This is a genomic window from Phenylobacterium sp., from assembly GCF_035569475.1.
GTDB lineage: Bacteria > Pseudomonadota > Alphaproteobacteria > Caulobacterales > Caulobacteraceae > Phenylobacterium.
Genome location: NZ_DATMNA010000044.1, coordinates 1 through 16,249 on the forward strand (window position 1 = coordinate 1; position 16,249 = coordinate 16,249).

Genomic DNA, 16,249 nt, shown 5'->3' on the forward strand with positions numbered 1-16,249 from the left:
CGCCTGCTCGAAGTGCCCCGCCTGGAAACGCCGCAGGCCATGGCGGACCAGGTCGGTCACCTCGGCGCTCTCAGCCGCCGCCGGGGCGGACTCGGAATGGGCGTGACGGGCGGACAAAGCCATGCCGGATCTCTACGCAGGACGAGCCGGAACGGCGGGTCTGACTGCAGAGCTAGTTCGCAAGGGCTAGCGAATGGTTACCAGCGCAGAAACCATGTTTGCGGAGGGTGTCAGGACGGCGCCGCCGGCGCCGCGCCCAGCGGCGTTTCCAGAGGCTTGCCGCCGAGCACGGCCTTGCAGATCACCCGGATCGTCGCCGTCTGGAATTCGTTGGGCGTCATCCAGTCCGCGTCGGCGCCGGCCTTGCGGGCCAGTTCGCCCTTCAGGTTGATGTGGCTGTAGATGGTCATGCTGAGCACCGAATAGCGCGTGCCGGCGCAATCCACCGACCAATGCGCCAGGCCCGACCGGGCCCAGCCCGGGCCCATCTTCACCGGCTGGAACAGCTCGGTGCGGATGTCGGCCTCGATCGTGAAGGGCGCCGTGGCCTTGCCGCCCTCGGGCCGGACGAAGCGCGCGCCTTCGAGGTCGTGCGTGATCAGGGTCCACATGTCGCGGTCGATGTAGGCCGAGGCCCAGGCCTCGACATCGCCGACGTCGAGGCTGGTCGGCGGCGGCGGATCGACGACATGAGGGCTCGCCGGGCGCTTCGCCGGCGGGTGCGTGGCGCAGGCTCCGCCGCCGGCCAGGGCCGCCGCCATCGCCATCGCCGCACCCGCCGCCGCTGTCCGCATCCGCCTCATGTCGGTCATCCTCGCACAACGCCGCCGCGGGGCGAAGGCTTCAGGCCGCGTCCAGCGCCCGGCTGACGTCGCGGGAGAGGTCGCCGGGGCCTTCCAGGCCCACGCTCATCCGCACCCAGCCCTCGGTCAGGCCGATCTCCAGCCGCTCGGCCTCGGGCATGGAGCGGTGGGTGGTGGTGCAGGGGTGGGTGGCCATGGACTTGGCGTCGCCCAGGTTGTTGGAGATGTCGACGATCTGCAACGCGTCCAGGAACCGCCAGGCCGCCTCGCGGGAGCCCAGGTCGAAGGCCACGACATTGCCGCCGCCGGTCATCTGGTTGGCGACGATCGCCGCCTGCGGGTGGTCGGGGCGGCCGCAATAGATGGTCTGGCGGACCTTGCCGTGGGCGGCGATGGCGTCGGCCACCTTGGCGGCGTTCTCCGTCTGGCGGCGCACCCGCAGCTCCAGGGTCTCCAGGCCCTTCAGCAGCACCCAGGAATTGAACGGCGAGAGCGCCGGCCCGGTGTGGCGCAGGATGTCCTTGTAGGCCTCGGTCATCAGCGGCTCGGCGCCCAGGATCGCGCCGCCCAGCACGCGGCCCTGGCCGTCGATGTGCTTGGTCGCCGAATAGACGACGATGTCGGCGCCCAGGGCCAGGGGCTTCTGGAAGATCGGGGTGGCGAAGACGTTGTCGACCACCAGCTTGGCGCCGGCCGCGTGCGCGATCCCGGCCACCGCGCCGATGGCGGTCACCTCCAGCAGCGGATTGGCCGGGCTCTCCACCAGGAAGGCCTTGGTGTTGGGCCGCACGGCGGCTTTCCAGGCCTCCAGGTCGGTGGCGTCCACGTAGGTGGTCTCGACCCCGAACCGCGGCAGCCATTCGGAGATGATCCAGCGGCAGGAACCGAACAGCGCCCGGCCCGCCACCAGGTGGTCGCCGGCGCGCAGCAGACCGGTCAGGGCCACGTGCACCGCGCTCATCCCCGACGCTGTGGCGCGGCAGACCTCGGCGCCTTCCAGCAGCGCCAGGCGGTCCTCGAACATCTGCGTCGTGGGGTTGCCGAAGCGCTGGTAGATGAAGCCCGGGTCGTCGCCGGCGAACCGCGCATTGGCGGCCGCGGCGCTGTCGTAGGCGAAGCTCTGGGTCAGGAACAGCGCCTCGGAGATCTCGCCGTAGGGGCTGCGCGCCATGCCGCCGCGCACCAGCCGGGTCTCGACCTCCCAGTCTCGCGGATCTTCGGCCATGGCGGGCTCCTTCGGTTTGAGCGCCGCTTGAACGGCAGGCGGAGCGGGGCGTCAAGGCGCGGTTTCCTGAAAGCGGGCGCAACTCCGCTCATCCCCGCGAAGGGGGGCGGTGTCGGATTCTGGCAAGTTCATTCGTCGTCCCGATGGGAGGCCGGTGTTCGCAGTCCGGGTTGCAGCCTGGCCAAAATGGAAAAAAGGGGCCCTTGGCATGAGCGTGCGTGAGCAGATCGACAGATACATCGGCGACCAGTCTCCGGCGAAGCGCGAGGAATTGCGGGATCTGCATCGGCGCATCTTGGAGATTTCGCCTGACGCCAAGCTCTGGTTCCTGGATGGCAGGAACGACAACGGCAAGGTCGTCTCCAATCCGAATATTGGATATGGCTCGGAAACGCTCAGCTATGCCGCCGGGGGTTCGAGAGCGTTCTACAAGATCGGCCTGAGCGCCAATACGTCCGGAATATCGGTCTATGTCATGGGCCTTAAGGACAAGAAATACCTGTCCGAGACCTACGGTTCGCGGCTCGGGAAGGCCAAGATCACCGGCTATTGCATCAGGTTCAGATCCGTAAAGGACGTGGATCTCGGCGTGCTCGAGGAGGTCGTCGCGGACGCCCTGGGGCGGCGGTCAGCGGGCGCATCGTCCTGACGTGAGCTTGGTCTCATCGATGAGTACCGTCTCTATTTCCGGCCGGTTGTGCTGGGTCGCGGTGCGCCCTTCTTCGCGGGCTCCCGGCCGCCGTCCTCCCTTCCAGGCGCGAAGCGCTGTCGGAGAGGAGCGGGTCGATAAGCCAGCTCGTCCGCACCACCCCTTGCAACCTCCACCATCTCCGCTAACTCTTCGCCGCCCATGAGCGAACTGACCCGCCCGGGCATCCTGCCCTGCCAAGCCATCGAAGCCCTGATCGCAAACGGCGCGATCACGGCGCAGAGCGGCTTCGCATTCGACCAGGTCCAGCCGGCCAGCCTGGACCTGCGCCTGGGCGCGCGGGCGTGGCGGGTGCGGGCCTCGTTCCTGCCGGGAGCGCACACGGTGCGCGAGCGCATCGCCGAGGTGGCCATGCACGAGGTCGACCTGACGGTGGGCGCGGTGCTGGAGCGCGGCTGCGTCTACATCGCCGAGCTGCAGGAGCGGCTGAAGCTGCCCGCGGGCGTCTCGGCGCGGGCCAACCCCAAGAGCTCCACCGGCCGGGTGGACGTCTTCGTGCGTCTGCTGACCGACCGCGGCAACCGCTTCGACGACGTGGACGCTCACTACGACGGGCCGCTCTACCTGGAGATCGCGCCGCAGACCTTCTCCGTCCTGGTGCGCGCCGGCACGCGGCTGAACCAGCTTCGCCTGAAGGCGGGCGACCCGCCGCGCCTGCGCACCGAAAGCGTCGGGGTCGACCTGACGGGCGAGATCGCCGGCTTCCGCGGCCGCCGCCACGCGGGCCTCGTGGACCTCGACAAGGAAGACGGCCACGACCCGCGCGACTTCTGGGAGCCGCTGCACCCCAAGGACGGCCAACTGCTGCTCGACCCCGGCGAGTTCTACATCCTGGCGTCGAAGCAGGCGGTGGAGATCCCGGTGCTGGAGGCCGCCGAGATGACGCCGATCGACCCCTCGGTGGGCGAGTTCCGCGTCCACTACGCCGGCTTCTTCGACCCCGGCTTCGGCACGGACGAGGCCCACGGCAAGGGTTCGCGCGGGGTGCTGGAGGTGCGCAGTCACGAGACGCCCTTCATCCTGGAGGACGGCCAGACGGTGGCGCGGCTGGTCTACGAGCCCCTCACCGAGAAGCCCGAGCGGCTCTACGGCGACCTCGGGTCGCACTACCAGCGCCAGGGCCTCAAGCTCTCCAAGCACTTCCGCATCTGGGGCGAGTAGGCGGCGGCCCGCCGCCGTTCCTGTCCCGCAGCGCGGGAGAGGGGGACCGCTCGCCGCGGAGCGAGCGGTGGAGAGGGCAAGCCTCAAGCTCTGAGTCATCGGGCGGACGAAGCCACCGCGGCGCTCCCGGCTTGCCCTTCCCACCATCCGCTCTTCGGCGGACGGTCCCCTCTCCCATGAATGGGAAGGGAAGTAGACATTTTGTCGTGGGTGCTTGACAGGTTTTTATTGTCATGTTTCCTTGTCACAAAGACAAGGAGGCTATCCTATGCTCGATCGAAGAACCCTGCAGAGCTGGGCGTTCGTCGCCGTCGCGGTGGGCGGCGCGATCCCCATCCTGTTCCTGCCCAACCTGCTGGCGTCGGGACCGCATGCGCCCGGCGATGCGGAGACCGTGCTCAGCAACACGGCCTGCACGGTCCTGGCCCTCGCCTGGGCCTGCGTCTTCGCCGTCCTGGGCTTCCGCCGCGCCGACGAGTTCGTCCAGCAGCGCTCGAAGTTCGCCTGGTATTGGGGCAGCCTGATCGGCATCGTCGTGGCGGCGCCGCTCTTTGTTTTCGTGGGCCTGGGCGGCCTGCGGCTGCTCGACCCCGCCGCCTCGGTCGGCCGCGACCTGGCGCGCGCCTTCATGCTCGGCGTGACCCTGCCGCTCGCGGCCCAGGTCCTGGGCTTCGCGGGCGTGACCCTCTGGTGGAAGGCGACCAAGCGATGAGCCATTCTTCTCCCGCCGCCGCGCCCCGCCGCCGGGGGCCCGCATCCTGGTCTCCCGCCATGAAGCGCCATCAGAGGCGCGTCTGGCCGATGCTGGCGGTCTATGCCGCGATCCTGGCCGGCGTTCTGTGGCTGTTCCGGATCCACCCGCCGACCGGCGTCTGGCGCTACCTGGCCGCCGTCGCCCCGGCCGTCCCCTTGCTCGGGGTGATCTGGATCAACGCGCGCTACCTGGTGGAGGAGGCCGACGAGTTCCACCGCCGGATGATGATGACCGCCATGCTCTGCGCCCTGGCGATCGTGCTGGCGGCGACCACGGTCTACGGCTTCCTGGAGGTGCTCGCCGGCGCGCCGATGGTTCCGCTCTACCACGTGGCCACCCTCTATGTGGTCGCCCAGGGGATATCGACGCCGCTGGTCTACTGGAGATACCGGTGAAGAACCGACTGAAGGTCCTGCGCGCCGAGCGCGACTGGAGCCAGGCGGACCTCGCCGCCCGCCTGGACGTCTCCCGCCAGAGCGTCAACGCCATCGAGACCGGCAAGTACGACCCGTCCCTCCCGCTCGCGTTCAGGATCGCCAAACTCTTCGAGATGCCGATCGAGGCGATCTTCGAGGGATAGGTCGGATCGACATTCAGGCCGGCGCCTGAGGCGTCCTCCTCCCCTTGTGGGAGGAGGTGGCCCGCGGAGCGGGTCGGAGGTGGGGTTTCTCGGCCTCTCGGCGCGACGCGAAGCTCAGTCTCGCGCGGAGGGCGGAGCGCGACCCCACCTCCGTCAGCCCTCCGGCTGACACCTCCTCCCACAAGGGGAGGAGGAACGCCAAGCCACGGCCTCCAAATGAATGTCGATTGGCCTAAGTGTCGCGAGGAGCCTGCTTGGCGAGCTTCTTGGCCAGCAGCTTACTACTCGCGCCTCCACCTAGGAATTTCCGTCGATGAGAGACTCCGGTGCGCACCTCGCGCTGACTTAAGCCGCCGAGCTCGAGCTTTGGCAGCCGTTGTTTTCGTGTTGGTCTTTTCGAGGTGCCAACGGAGCTTTTCTTATGGCTCTTGGTCCGGCGCGGCCTCGGCGCGATTTCGACAATTGCTTTCGTCGAACTCGGTCGAGCACATCGCTCTTCGTATTCGGTCAAACTCGCCTTTGCAGCCTTTCGTGAGAGTGCCGGACCGCCAGGCGTTCGCTGGGTCCAAAAGCCCATGTGGGCGCTGTCCGCAGCGCGTTCCTCATCGTCAGATGCTTTCGATGGAAGGCCCACCAGGTGCTCCTAGCTGCGGGCTCAGTCCTTCTTGTAGATCGAGGTCCTGGGCGCGGCCACGACCCGCCGCAGCATCGGCTCGAAGGCCTCCAGCGGCATGGAGTCGTAGGCCGGATCGAAGCTGTTCTGGTCGTAGAGGTGGCAGAACTGGGCGCAGTATTCGAAATGCGGATGGCCCCGGAACTGCTCGCGCATGTCGCGGTCCAGGCCGATGTAGTGGAAGAAGTAATAGCCCTGAAAGACGCCGTGCTTGTCCATCATCCAGTGGTTGGCGTCGGACACGTAGGGCTTGAGGATCGTCGCGCCGAGCTCGGCGTGGTTCGCCGGCATCAGGATGTCGCCGATGTCGTGCATCAGGGCGCAGACCACATATTCCTCGTCCCGCCCGTCGCGGTGCGCCCGGGTGGCGGTCTGCAGCGAGTGCTCCAGCCGGTCGACCGCGAAGCCGCCGTGGTCGTTGTCCAGCAGCTTCAGGTGCGCCAGCAGCCGGTCGGCCAGCTCGCCGCGGTGCGGGGCGGCGGCGCGGCCGATGGCGGCCCAGTCCTCCGCCGTGCCCTCGGTCATGGTGTGGAACTTCGCCCGGTCCAGGACCACCTCACCGTCCGCCATCGCGGCCTCCTCTGATCGTTGCGCCTAAGGGTGCGGCTCAAGTCCAAGTGCGTCAACGATCCTTCTCCCCTCGCGGGAGAAGGTGTCAGGCGAACGCCTGACGGATGAGGGGGACTATGGGACAATGCCGCCAACCTCCCTTCATCCGACCTTCTTCAGAGGCCACCTACTCCCGCAAGGGGGAGAAGGCTGCCGACTAAGCCAACGCCGTCTCCGGCTCCGCGACAAAGCCCTTCCAGGTTTGCATGTACTTCACGAAGGCCGGGCCCAGGCCCTCGGCGCGCAGGTGCTCGGCGCTGACCGGGATCGGGATCGGGGTGAAGTCCGGGTCGGCGGCGAGCTTCCGGGGCCAGTCGTGGTGCAGGATCGCCGCGCGGCCCAGCAGCACATAGTCCATGCCCCGTTCCAGGCAGGCCCGCGCGTCGGCCGGCGTCATCACCTTGCCCGCGCAGCCCAGGCGCACCGCCCCGCGCGGCAGCTCGGCGAAATAGCTCATCAGGGTGCGGCCCTGGAATTCCGCCTCCATCGGCTCCTTGGCGTAGTCCCAGAGCGACAGGTCCAGGTAGTCGATCTTGCCGTCGGCCAGCACGCCGCGCGCCACCTCGACGATCTCCGCCAGCTTCAGGCCGAACCGCTCCGGCGACAGGCGAAGGCCCAGGCTGAAGTCGGCGCCGGTGCGCGCCCGGACGCCGTCGATGATTTCATGGACGATGCGCGCGCGGTTCTCGAGGCTGCCGCCATAGCGGTCGGTGCGCTTGTTGACCTCCGGGCTCAGGAACTGGGCCAGGACATAGCCGTGGGCGCCGTGCAGCTCGACGCCCTGAAAGCCCGCCCGCTCTGCGCGGACGGCCGCGGCGATGAAGTCGTCGCGCAGCGCCTCCACCTCGGCCAGGCTCAGCGCCCGGGCGCCGAACTCCTCGTTGTCCGACGGGCAGAGCGGCGCCTCGCCGATCAGCTCTCTGGGCGAGCGCATGCCCGCGTGGTGAAGCTGCGCCACCGCCACGCTGCCCAGCTCGCGGATCCGCGCCGCGAGCCGGGTCAGCCCCGGCAGGTGCTCGTCCCCGAACACGCCGAGCTGTCCGGGAAAGCCCTGGCCCAGCCGCTGCACATGCGCCGCGCAGGTCATGGTCAGGGCGAAGCCGCCCTGCGCCCGCAACGTCAGCCAGTTGAACTCGTCGTCCGACAGGGTCCCGTCGGCGTGGCTCTGCAGGTTGGTCAGCGGCGCCAGCGCCAGGCGGTTCTTCAGCGCCGGCCCGTGGGCCAGCGGCAGGGGATCGAGCAGATCGGTCAAGGCGGCGTCCTTCAAACGGCTGTTCGCCACCGTCTTAGCGGACCCTCTGAGCCCGCGGCAATGCAGCAGGCCTGACAGCGCCGCGAGCGCCTCTGCGGCGCCCGCCGTCTTGAGGCCCGCCGCCAGACCGGCTAAGGAGGCGCCTCCACGGAACGCGGCCGTAGTTCAGAGGTAGAACGTCAGCTTCCCAAGCTGAATGTCGGGGGTTCGATTCCCCCCGGCCGCTCCAAACTCCCCACGGATTGCCTAGTTGGCGGCTGCGCCTGCGGCGGTGACGCGCCAGACGGTGTTGCCGACGTCGTCGGCGATCAGCAGGGCGCCGGTGCGATCGAGCGTGACCCCCACCGGGCGGCCCTTGGTGGCCTTTCCGTCGGGGGTGAGGAAGCCGGTCACGACGTCCTGCGGCGGGCCGCTCGGCCGGCCGTCGCGGAACGGCACATAGACCACCTTGTAGCCGTTCAGCGGATTGCGGTCCCAGCTCCCGTGCTCGCCGATGAAGACGCCGCTGCGGTAAGCCTCGGGCAGGCTCGTGCCCTGGCTGAACACCATGCCGAGCGGGGCGACATGGGAGCTCAGGGCGTAGTCCGGCGCGATGGCCTTGGCGACAAGGTCGGGCCGCTGCGGCTGCACGCGGACGTCGAGGTGCTGGCCGAAATAGCTGTAGGGCCAGCCGTAGAAGGCGCCTTCCTTCACCGACGTCAGATAGTCGGGCACCAGGTTGGGGCCGATCTCGTCGCGCTCGTTGACGATCGCCCACAGCTTGCCGGTCTGCGGCTCGAAGGCGACGCCGGTCGGGTTGCGCAGGCCCTTGGCGAACTGCCGCTTCAGGCCGGTGGCGGGGTCGACCTCCCAGATCGCGGCGCGGTCGGCTTCCACCGCGATGCCGTTCTCGGTGATGTTGCTGTTGGAGCCGACGCCCACATAGAGCTTCGAGCCGTCGGGGCTGGCGGTCAGGCTCTTGGTCCAGTGGTGGTTGATCGCGCCCGCCGGGAGGTCGGTGACATGGACCCCCTTTTCGGTGATGTGCGTCTCGCCGGGCGTATAGGGGAAGCGCAGCAGCTCGTTGGTCGCGGCGACATAGAGCGAATTGCCGACCAGGACCACGCCGAACGGCGAGTTCAGGTGGTCGATGAAGATGGTGCGCAGCGCCGGCTGGCCGTCGCCGTTGGCGCCGCGCAGCAGGGTGATGCGGTTGCCGCCGTGCCCCGCCGAGCCGGCGATGGCCTTCACCTTGCCTTCGATGAAGTCCTTCGGGCGATAGACCGGCGCCTTGGGGCCGTTGGTCTCGACCACCAGCACGTCGCCGTTCGGCAGGGCGTAGACGATGCGCGGATGCTCGAAGCCGGTGGCCAGCGCCTGCACCTGCAGCCCGGCCGGCACGACCGGCGTCTGGCCCTTGGCCCAGCCCGTCGCCCGCGGCACCGACATGGGCGGCAGCAGGTACTCGTGCGGCGCCGGCAGGACGGGATTGGCCCCGTACTGGGTGCTGGGGTCGGCGACCTTCTCGCCGCAGGCCGAAAGGGTCAGGAGCGCGGCGAGCGCGGAGCTCCCGCCAAGAAGGATCCGGTTCACGAGCGGGCTCCCGCCGGCCTGGAGGGATGGGCGCGGCGCACCGCGTGAAGGCTCCAGCCGCGCCAGCCGAGGACGAGGAGGATCACGGTGACCAGGACGGAGAGCTGGAGGCCTTCGGGCATCACCGCGGCATAGGCGTCGCGGCTGTGGACGAAGGCGTTGAGCAGCGAGAGCAGGGCCGCGACGGTGAAGCCGGCGAACCGGCCCCAGGCCAGGGTCCCGATGCGCCGGCGCGCCACATCCAGCAGGAGGGCCAGGCCGGCCAGCGCCGCGAGCACCAGGCCCGCGGTGATCAGCCAGATGGAGAAGTTGTCCCACTGGAAGAGCAGCGTCTGCGAATAGAGGAAGTCGGTCGCGCAGGCCGCGATCAGCAGGGCCGCGGCGGGTGCGATCAGGAGCGGATGCAGCGACGGCCGCAGCGGCGTTGCGTGGGCGGTTTCGGCCATGTCCATTCCTCAGCTCCGGATCGAAGTCAGTGGCGGCGCCGGTCCGCGGCAAGAGTAGGAGGCTCCCCGCCGGCGTCCTTGGCGCGCGCCTGAGTTGTCCTGAGAAAACCTGAGCGCCGGGGTGTCGCGAGCGCCACGGGACGCCGTCCGATTGACGCGCGCCGGCCTTTGAACCTATCGCCTCCAGGAGAACCGGCTGACACCAGCCTTCCAAGCTGGATTCCGGGGCTTCGGTTCCCTAGGTCACCGCCATCCCGGCGGGTCTGCCGGATTTTCGGTGGGATCGGCGCGTCGTCGTTCAGTTAGGGTTGGCCATGAAGGACTTCGACCGGCGCCAGCTCCTGCAAGGCGCGACGCTCAGCGGCGGCGGCCTGGCGCTGAACGCCCTGCTGCCGGCCTGGGCGCGGAGCGCGACGCCCGGCCTCGCCCCGTCCCTGCCGACCCTGGCGGGGCCGAACATCGACCTGACCGTCTCCCGCGCCCACCTGAGCCTCGACGGGCGCGCCGGCCATGCGGTGACGGTCAACGGAACCGTGCCCGGGCCCCTTCTGCGCCTCAAGGAGGGCCAGAAGGTCCGCCTCTCGATCAGGAACGACCTTGCGGAAGACACCTCCATCCACTGGCACGGCATGCTCGTGCCGTTCCAGTTCGACGGCGTGCCCGGGGTGAGCTTCCCGGGCATCAAGCCCGGACAGACCTTCGTCTACGAGTTCCCGATCATCCAGTCCGGGACCTACTGGTATCACAGCCACTCGGGCATGCAGGAGCAGGAGGGCCAGTACGGCCCGATCGTCATCGACCCCGCGGGCGACGACCCGGTCGGGTATGACCGCGAGCATGTCGTGGTGCTCTCCGACTTCAGCTTCACGCACCCCCACACGATCTTCGCGCGGCTCAAGCAACAGTCCGGGGTCTTCAACTTCCAGCAGGAGACTGCGGGCTCGCTTCTGGCCGGCAAGGACCAGACGCTGCCGGAGCGGACCGAGTGGGCCAGGATGCGGATGGACCCGACGGACATCTCGGACGTCACCGGCGCCGCCTTCAAGTTCCTGGTCAACGGCCACGGCCCCAGGGACAACTGGACCGGCCTGTTCCAGCCGGGCGAGCGCGTGCGGCTGCGGTTCATCAACGCCGCCTCCCAGACCGTCTTCAACGTCCGCATCCCCGGGCTGAAGCTGACGGTGGTCGCGGCTGACGGCCAGCCGGTGCGCCCGGTCGAGGTCGACGAGGTCCAGATCGGCAACGCCGAGACCTACGACGTCATCGTCCGGCCGACGGAGGACCGGGCCTTCACCCTGGTCGCCGAGGCCGTTGACCGCTCCGGCCTGGCGCGGGCGACCCTGGCGCCGCGGGCCGGCATGTCCGCCGCCGTCCCGCCGCTCCGCGAACGCCCGCTCGCCACCCTGAAGGACATGGGCATGGACATGTCGTCCATGAGCATGGGCGGCATGAAGATGGATGGCATGGCCATGGACGGCATGGCCGAGCCGGGCATGGCACCGCCGAAGGCCCGCGGCTCCGACGTGATGGGCGACATGGGCGGCATGAAGATGTCCATGCGGGACGCCCGCAACGCGCCCGGCGTCAGGATGGGCCCTGGCGTCCAGACCATCGCGCCCATGCCCAAGGACCGCACCGGCGAGCCCGGCCAGGGGCTCGAAAGCGTCGGCCACCGGGTGCTGGTCTACAAGGATCTCGTCGCCCTGACCGCCGACCCCGATCCGCGCACGCCCACGCGGATGATGGACATCCACCTGACCGGGAACATGGAGCGGTTCATGTGGGGCTTCGACGGGGAGAAGTTCAGCGAGACGACCAGGCCCTACACCTTCGGCAAGGGCGAACGGGTGCGGGTCAACCTGATCAACGACACCATGATGACCCACCCGATCCACCTGCACGGACACTTCTTCGAGCTGGTCCATGGGCCGAAGGGCTTCGGTCCGCGCAAGCATACGGTCGTCGTCGCGCCCGGCGGCAAGGTGACCTTCGACTTCACCGCCGCGCCCGGCGACTGGGCGTTCCACTGCCACATGCTCTACCACATGCACGCGGGCATGTTTCAGGTGTTCAGCGTCCGGCCGGTCGATGGGGCTGCGACGTGAACCGCCTCGCCCTGATCGCGCTCGCGCCGCTGGCCTTCGCGGAGCCCGCCTTCGCCCAGGCCATGGACCCGTCGATGCCGGGCATGACCATGCCCGCGGCCAAGCCCCCGGCGAAGCCTGGAACGCCGTCGCCTCTGGGCGTCCTTCCCGGTGTGCAGGCGCCGGCCGCGCCATCGGCCCCCGCCGCGCCCGCGATGGCCGACATGCCGGGGATGAAAGGCATGGCGGCCCCCGCCACGCCTAAACCCGCGCCGGCGGAGGCGGCGCCGGCCGAGCCCGAGATTCCGCAGACCCCGTCGCCGCCGCCCGCCCAGGACCACGCGGCGGATCGCGACTACGATCCGGCGGCCATGGGCGCGGCGCGCGCCCAGCTTCGCCAGGAGCACGGCGGCGCGACGCTCTCCATGCTGATGGCCAACCTTGCCGAGTACCAGGCGGGCGCCGGCGGCGGCTATCGCTGGGACGGCGAGGGGCGCATCGGCGGCGATATCGACCGCTTTGTGGTCAAGAGCGAAGGCAGCGGAACCGGGCGCGGCGGTCTCGACGCCGCCGAGGTCCAGGGGCTGTTCTCCCGCGCCGTCACGCCCTACTTCGATCTGCAAGCCGGCGTCCGCCAGGACGTCGCGCCCTATGCGCGCACCTACGCCACGGTGGGCTTCGAAGGCCTCGCGCCGTACTGGTTCGACCTGTCGGGCGCGCTCTTCCTGTCCACCCGGGGCGAGCTCCTGGCGCGTGTGGAGAGCACCTACGATCTGCGGCTGACCCAGAGGCTCATCCTCCAGCCGCGGGTCGAACTGAACTTCGCGGCCCAGGACACGACGGAGACCCGCACGGGGTCGGGCCTCTCCAACGCCGAGCTCGGCCTGCGCCTGCGCTATGAGATCACCCGCGAGTTCGCGCCCTACATCGGGGTCTCATGGGACCGAAAGCTCGGCCGCACGGCGGACTATGCCCGCGCGCGCGGCGACGATGTCGGCGGCGCCGTTTTGGTCACCGGCATCCGGGGTTTCTTCTAGAGGGCGTCGGCTCAACCCAGCCGCGCCAGCGCCTCGGCGACGCCGTCCCCGTAGGCGGGGTCGGCCTTGGCGCAGTTGGCGATGTGCCGATCCTGGATGTGGGTCGCCACGCCGCCGATCTGCCGGGCGGTGTTGTCGAACAGGGCCTGCCGCTGCTGGGCGTTCATCATGCGGAACAGGTCGCCGGGCTGCTGGTAGTGGTCGTCGTCGACCCGGTGGTCCCAGTGATCGGCGGCGCCGTCGATCTCCATCGGCGGCTCGTTGAGCTCCGGCCGGTCGATCCATTCGTTGCGGCTGTTGGGGAAATAGGTCGGCGTCCGCCCGAGGTTGCCGTCGGTGCGCATCGCCCCGTCGCGGTGGTAGCTGTGGAACGGGCATTGCGGCGCGTTGACCGGGATGTGGTTGAAGTTGACCCCCAGGCGGTAGCGCTGGGCGTCGCCGTAGGAGAACAGCCGCGCCTGCAGCATCTTGTCGGGCGAATAGCTGACGCCCGGGACGATATTGGCCGGCGAGAAGGCGGCCTGCTCGATCTCGGCGAAGAAGTTCTCCGGGTTCCGGTTCAGCTCGAAATAGCCCACCTCGATCAGCGGGAAGTCGCCCTTCGGCCAGACCTTGGTGAGGTCGAACGGATTGAACCGGAAGGCCTTGGCCTGGGCGTTGGTCATCACCTGGATGAACAGGGTCCAGCGCGGGAAGTCGCCGGCCTCGATGCTGTTGAACAGGTCGCGCTGGTGCGTCTCGCGGTCCTTGCCCACCAGGGCCTCGGCCTCGGCGTCGGTCAGGTTCTCGATGCCCTGCTGGGTGCGGAAGTGGAATTTGACCCAGACCCGCTCGTTGGCCGCGTTGATCAGGCTGTAGGTGTGGCTGCCGAACCCGTGCATGTGGCGGAAGGTCCGCGGGATGCCGCGCTCGCTCATCACCACGGTGACCTGGTGCAGGGCCTCGGGCAGCAGCGACCAGAAATCCCAGTTGTTGTCGGCGCTGCGCATCCCGGTGCGCGGGTCGCGCTTGATGGCGTGGTTGAGGTCGGGGAACCGCAGCGGGTCGCGGAAGAAGAACACCGGAGTGTTGTTGCCCACGACGTCCCAGTTGCCCTCCTCGGTGTAGAACTTCAGCGCGAAGCCGCGGATGTCGCGCTCGGCGTCGGCCGCGCCGCGCTCGCCGGCCACGGTCGAGAAGCGGGCCATCATCGGCGTCTGCTTGCCGATCTCGGAGAAGATCTTGGCCTTGGTGTAGCGGGTGATGTCGTGGGTGACGGTGAAGGTCCCGTGTGCGCCCGCGCCCTTGGCGTGCATGCGCCGTTCCGGGATCACCTCGCGGTCGAAGTGGGCGAGCTTCTCGATCAGCCAGACGTCCTGCAGCAGGGCGGGGCCGCGCGGGCCGGCGGTGAGGATGTTCAGGTTGTCCGTCACCGGGGTCCCGGTGGCGTGAGTCAGATATTTCGGGGTCTTCTCGTCGGACACTGTCGCGCTCTCTCATGGATGGGACCGCCGCTGTGGCGCGACGGCCGGGTTTCCCAGGTGGGTTGGCGGAGCCGATTGGCTTCAGGCGTTCCGCCGGACGCCTTCAAAGATTCCGTCGGCGTTCGCCCGATGGTCCAGGTGAGCGCCGGTGACGGGCCGTCTAGGGTCTCAGCCTTTCCAGGCTGACCCGCGGATGACGCTGCAGAAGTCGCCGCGGTGGAAATGCGGCTCCTTGTCGGCGATGACGTCGGCCTTGACGTTGCCGAAGGTCGTATCGGGCTTGTGTTTGATCCCGTCGTAGAAGGCCTGGATGATGTCTTCCTTGAAGTGCTCCGTCCGGGGATGGGCCTTGACGATCGCCTCGCGCTCGGCGTCGCTGAAGGCGGAATAGCCCAGGCCCAGCACGTCCATTTCGACGCCCGCGGTCACCAGGGCGACGACCGGATTCATGTGCTGCGGAATGCCCGGCGTGGTGTGCAGCGCGATCGCCGTCCAGACGGTGTCGACCTCGCCCTCGGAGATGCCGTGTCCGCGTAGGAAGTCGCGGGCGACGTTCGCGCCGTCGACCTCGAATCGCTCGGCGGCGCTGCTGTGCTGCGGCATGAGGCCCATGTCGTGGAACATGGCCCCGGCATAGAGCAGCTCGGCATCGAACTTCAGGCCGCGGCGCCGACCCGCCAGCGCCCCGAAGTGGTAGACGCGGCTGGAGTGGTTGAAGAGCAGCGGCGTCACCGAAGCCCGCACGACCTCGGTGATCTCACGCGCCAGCTTGCTGTCGGGGACCGCGACCCGTTCGAGCGCCAATGACATCGTATTCTCCTCGGAAGACCTGTTGGCCGATGCGGCGCGAATGTCGGCGATCGACGAGGTCGTCGCCGGCGCCTGCCTCGCCAAAGTTCCGCTGACCTGGGGCTGAGAGTAGGAGCCCCCGTAACGGCGTCCTTGGAGCGCCGCTGAGTTGTCCTGAGAATATCTGAGCGCCAGGAACCGTGTGCGTCGCGGCGGCGCCTAGCCCGCGCTCGCCGCCTGCGCGTCGCGCATGTGCTGCGGCGGGGCGGCCAGGGACGGCTCGGCGGTCACGGAGGCGGTGAGGGTGGCCCTGACGTCCGAGCCGCGGTCCAGGGTGCGGTGCACCGGGCAGTGCTCGGCGATCTCCATGAGCTTCGCCTTCTGGGCCTCGTCCAGCGGGCCCTCGAGGGCGATGGTCAGCTCGAACAGATCCCGGGCGTCGAGGGAGGCGCGGTGGTGCAGGACGCTCACCTGCACGCGGCCGAGCGGCCAACCCTTGCGCTCCGCATAGAGGCGCATGGTGATGGAACTGCAGGCCCCCAGCGCCGCGCTCAGCAGGTCATAGGGATGGGGCCCCGAGCCCAGGCCGCCCACCGACACTGGCTCATCGATCAGGAGCGCGCCCGAGGTCGTGCGGGCCTCGACCTGCAGCCGCCCGATCCCGGTCTCGGCGACGACGACCTCTTCCCCGGCGGCGGCCAACGGATCTGCAGACATTGCCATGCTCTCCTCATGCGGGTGGCGGCTCGCGCCCTCGTAGAACTGCTTAGGTAGCCGCCACGAATGGTTGAGCTGGGCGAAGCGGCTTAGGTTCCTGGTTAACACCAGGAGGCCGCAGATGTCCGCCGCGTTCACACCGCCCCAGCCCATGCAGGCGCTCGTCTCCCGCACGGACGCGAGGCCGGGCGCGCCGACTTGCTACCTCATCCTGTCCGACGCCGGCGCCGCGGACTGGACCGCCGACCCGGCCCGCGCCACCGCCTTCGCCTCGATGCGCGAAGCCGCCCGCATGGCCCTGCGCCTCCCGGCCTCGATCCGCGCCTACGGCCTGCCGCGTCCGGCCGAGGGTTCGCTGCACTAGGGTCCGCACTC

Annotated in this window: 17 protein-coding genes and 1 tRNA gene; 9 read left to right on the forward strand and 9 right to left on the reverse strand. The window is 69.1% G+C overall.

Annotation, left to right across the window (positions count from 1 at the left end; translation table 11 throughout):
- Positions 1-230: 230 nt before the first annotated feature.
- On the reverse strand, positions 231-803 hold the full coding sequence (locus VNW53_RS07085; RefSeq protein WP_325554556.1) for a surface-adhesin E family protein: 573 nt from the start codon (positions 801-803) through the stop codon (positions 231-233).
- Positions 804-843: 40 nt separating this feature from the next.
- Complete coding sequence (metZ, locus tag VNW53_RS07090; protein WP_325554557.1) at positions 844-2,028, reverse strand: O-succinylhomoserine sulfhydrylase; 1,185 nt, start codon at positions 2,026-2,028, stop codon at positions 844-846.
- A 208-nt stretch (positions 2,029-2,236) separates the two neighbouring features.
- On the opposite strand from metZ, the gene VNW53_RS07095 reads away from it, so the two are divergent.
- The 5 genes from VNW53_RS07095 to VNW53_RS07115 all read left to right on the forward strand — a co-directional run bounded on the left by VNW53_RS07095 (position 2,237) and on the right by VNW53_RS07115 (position 5,232).
- Positions 2,237-2,677: a DUF1801 domain-containing protein gene (locus tag VNW53_RS07095; RefSeq protein ID WP_325554558.1), complete on the forward strand. Its 441-nt coding sequence runs from the start codon at positions 2,237-2,239 to the stop codon at positions 2,675-2,677.
- A 201-nt stretch (positions 2,678-2,878) separates the two neighbouring features.
- Positions 2,879-3,898 carry a 2'-deoxycytidine 5'-triphosphate deaminase gene (locus VNW53_RS07100; RefSeq protein WP_325554559.1) on the forward strand — a complete coding sequence of 340 codons (1,020 nt, stop codon included), beginning with the start codon at positions 2,879-2,881 and terminating at the stop codon, positions 3,896-3,898.
- 268 nt (positions 3,899-4,166) lie between these two features.
- Complete coding sequence (locus tag VNW53_RS07105) at positions 4,167-4,610, forward strand: hypothetical protein (protein ID WP_325554560.1); 444 nt, start codon at positions 4,167-4,169, stop codon at positions 4,608-4,610.
- A 59-nt stretch (positions 4,611-4,669) separates the two neighbouring features.
- Entirely contained in the window at positions 4,670-5,047 is a 378-nt protein-coding gene (locus tag VNW53_RS07110; RefSeq protein ID WP_325554561.1) for a hypothetical protein, read from the forward strand.
- The gene (locus VNW53_RS07115) at positions 5,044-5,232 is read left to right on the forward strand and encodes a helix-turn-helix transcriptional regulator (RefSeq protein WP_325554562.1); all 189 of its coding nucleotides are present in this window, start codon (positions 5,044-5,046) and stop codon (positions 5,230-5,232) included. The genes VNW53_RS07110 and VNW53_RS07115 overlap by 4 nt, the downstream gene beginning before the upstream one ends.
- Positions 5,233-5,887: 655 nt before the next feature.
- Here the strand turns inward: VNW53_RS07115 and VNW53_RS07120 are convergent.
- Together VNW53_RS07120 and VNW53_RS07125 are read right to left on the reverse strand one after the other, a co-directional pair.
- Complete coding sequence (locus tag VNW53_RS07120; RefSeq protein WP_325554563.1) at positions 5,888-6,475, reverse strand: HD domain-containing protein; 588 nt, start codon at positions 6,473-6,475, stop codon at positions 5,888-5,890.
- Between the two features lie 196 nt (positions 6,476-6,671).
- Complete coding sequence (locus VNW53_RS07125; RefSeq protein ID WP_325554565.1) at positions 6,672-7,766, reverse strand: NADH:flavin oxidoreductase; 1,095 nt, start codon at positions 7,764-7,766, stop codon at positions 6,672-6,674.
- Positions 7,767-7,920: 154 nt separating this feature from the next.
- On the opposite strand from VNW53_RS07125, the gene VNW53_RS07130 reads away from it, so the two are divergent.
- Positions 7,921-7,995, forward strand: a tRNA-Gly gene (locus tag VNW53_RS07130).
- Positions 7,996-8,012: 17 nt separating this feature from the next.
- Here the strand turns inward: VNW53_RS07130 and VNW53_RS07135 are convergent.
- On the reverse strand, positions 8,013-9,338 hold the full coding sequence (locus tag VNW53_RS07135; RefSeq protein WP_325554566.1) for a sorbosone dehydrogenase family protein: 1,326 nt from the start codon (positions 9,336-9,338) through the stop codon (positions 8,013-8,015).
- Positions 9,335-9,790, reverse strand: a complete 456-nt coding sequence (locus tag VNW53_RS07140; RefSeq protein ID WP_325554567.1) for a DUF2231 domain-containing protein — start codon at positions 9,788-9,790, stop codon at positions 9,335-9,337. Before VNW53_RS07140 ends, VNW53_RS07135 begins: the two co-directional genes overlap by 4 nt.
- A gap of 308 nt (positions 9,791-10,098) precedes the next feature.
- Here VNW53_RS07140 and VNW53_RS07145 point away from each other — a divergent pair, with 308 nt between their 5' ends.
- Both VNW53_RS07145 and VNW53_RS07150 read left to right on the forward strand, forming a co-directional pair.
- Positions 10,099-11,889, forward strand: coding sequence for a copper resistance system multicopper oxidase (locus VNW53_RS07145; RefSeq protein ID WP_325554568.1), 1,791 nt, complete (start codon positions 10,099-10,101; stop codon positions 11,887-11,889).
- The gene (locus tag VNW53_RS07150) at positions 11,886-12,905 is read left to right on the forward strand and encodes a copper resistance protein B (RefSeq protein ID WP_325554569.1); all 1,020 of its coding nucleotides are present in this window, start codon (positions 11,886-11,888) and stop codon (positions 12,903-12,905) included. Before VNW53_RS07145 ends, VNW53_RS07150 begins: the two co-directional genes overlap by 4 nt.
- An 11-nt stretch (positions 12,906-12,916) precedes the next feature.
- Here the strand turns inward: VNW53_RS07150 and VNW53_RS07155 are convergent, their stop codons facing one another.
- From VNW53_RS07155 to VNW53_RS07165, 3 genes are all read right to left on the reverse strand, one after another.
- Complete coding sequence (locus VNW53_RS07155; protein ID WP_325554571.1) at positions 12,917-14,368, reverse strand: catalase; 1,452 nt, start codon at positions 14,366-14,368, stop codon at positions 12,917-12,919.
- A gap of 168 nt (positions 14,369-14,536) precedes the next feature.
- Entirely contained in the window at positions 14,537-15,178 is a 642-nt protein-coding gene (locus tag VNW53_RS07160) for an HD domain-containing protein (protein WP_325554572.1), read from the reverse strand.
- A 198-nt stretch (positions 15,179-15,376) separates the two neighbouring features.
- Complete coding sequence (locus VNW53_RS07165; RefSeq protein ID WP_325554573.1) at positions 15,377-15,874, reverse strand: OsmC family protein; 498 nt, start codon at positions 15,872-15,874, stop codon at positions 15,377-15,379.
- Positions 15,875-15,995: 121 nt separating this feature from the next.
- On the opposite strand from VNW53_RS07165, the gene VNW53_RS07170 reads away from it, so the two are divergent.
- Positions 15,996-16,238, forward strand: a complete 243-nt coding sequence (locus tag VNW53_RS07170; RefSeq protein ID WP_325554575.1) for a hypothetical protein — start codon at positions 15,996-15,998, stop codon at positions 16,236-16,238.
- Positions 16,239-16,249 lie beyond the last annotated feature (11 nt).

Bases quoted from the DNA above. Each gene is read 5' to 3' on its own strand.
- VNW53_RS07085 (WP_325554556.1), bottom strand. From the start codon at position 803: ATGAGGCGGATGCGGACAGCGGCGGCGGGTGCGGCGATGGCGATGGCG.
- metZ (WP_325554557.1), bottom strand. From the start codon at position 2,028: ATGGCCGAAGATCCGCGAGACTGGGAGGTCGAGACCCGGCTGGTGCGC.
- VNW53_RS07095 (WP_325554558.1), top strand. From the start codon at position 2,237: ATGAGCGTGCGTGAGCAGATCGACAGATACATCGGCGACCAGTCTCCG.
- VNW53_RS07100 (WP_325554559.1), top strand. From the start codon at position 2,879: ATGAGCGAACTGACCCGCCCGGGCATCCTGCCCTGCCAAGCCATCGAA.
- VNW53_RS07105 (WP_325554560.1), top strand. From the start codon at position 4,167: ATGCTCGATCGAAGAACCCTGCAGAGCTGGGCGTTCGTCGCCGTCGCG.
- VNW53_RS07110 (WP_325554561.1), top strand. From the start codon at position 4,670: ATGAAGCGCCATCAGAGGCGCGTCTGGCCGATGCTGGCGGTCTATGCC.
- VNW53_RS07120 (WP_325554563.1), bottom strand. From the start codon at position 6,475: ATGGCGGACGGTGAGGTGGTCCTGGACCGGGCGAAGTTCCACACCATG.
- VNW53_RS07140 (WP_325554567.1), bottom strand. From the start codon at position 9,790: ATGGACATGGCCGAAACCGCCCACGCAACGCCGCTGCGGCCGTCGCTG.
- VNW53_RS07145 (WP_325554568.1), top strand. From the start codon at position 10,099: ATGAAGGACTTCGACCGGCGCCAGCTCCTGCAAGGCGCGACGCTCAGC.
- VNW53_RS07160 (WP_325554572.1), bottom strand. From the start codon at position 15,178: ATGTCATTGGCGCTCGAACGGGTCGCGGTCCCCGACAGCAAGCTGGCG.
- VNW53_RS07165 (WP_325554573.1), bottom strand. From the start codon at position 15,874: ATGTCTGCAGATCCGTTGGCCGCCGCCGGGGAAGAGGTCGTCGTCGCC.
- VNW53_RS07170 (WP_325554575.1), top strand. From the start codon at position 15,996: ATGTCCGCCGCGTTCACACCGCCCCAGCCCATGCAGGCGCTCGTCTCC.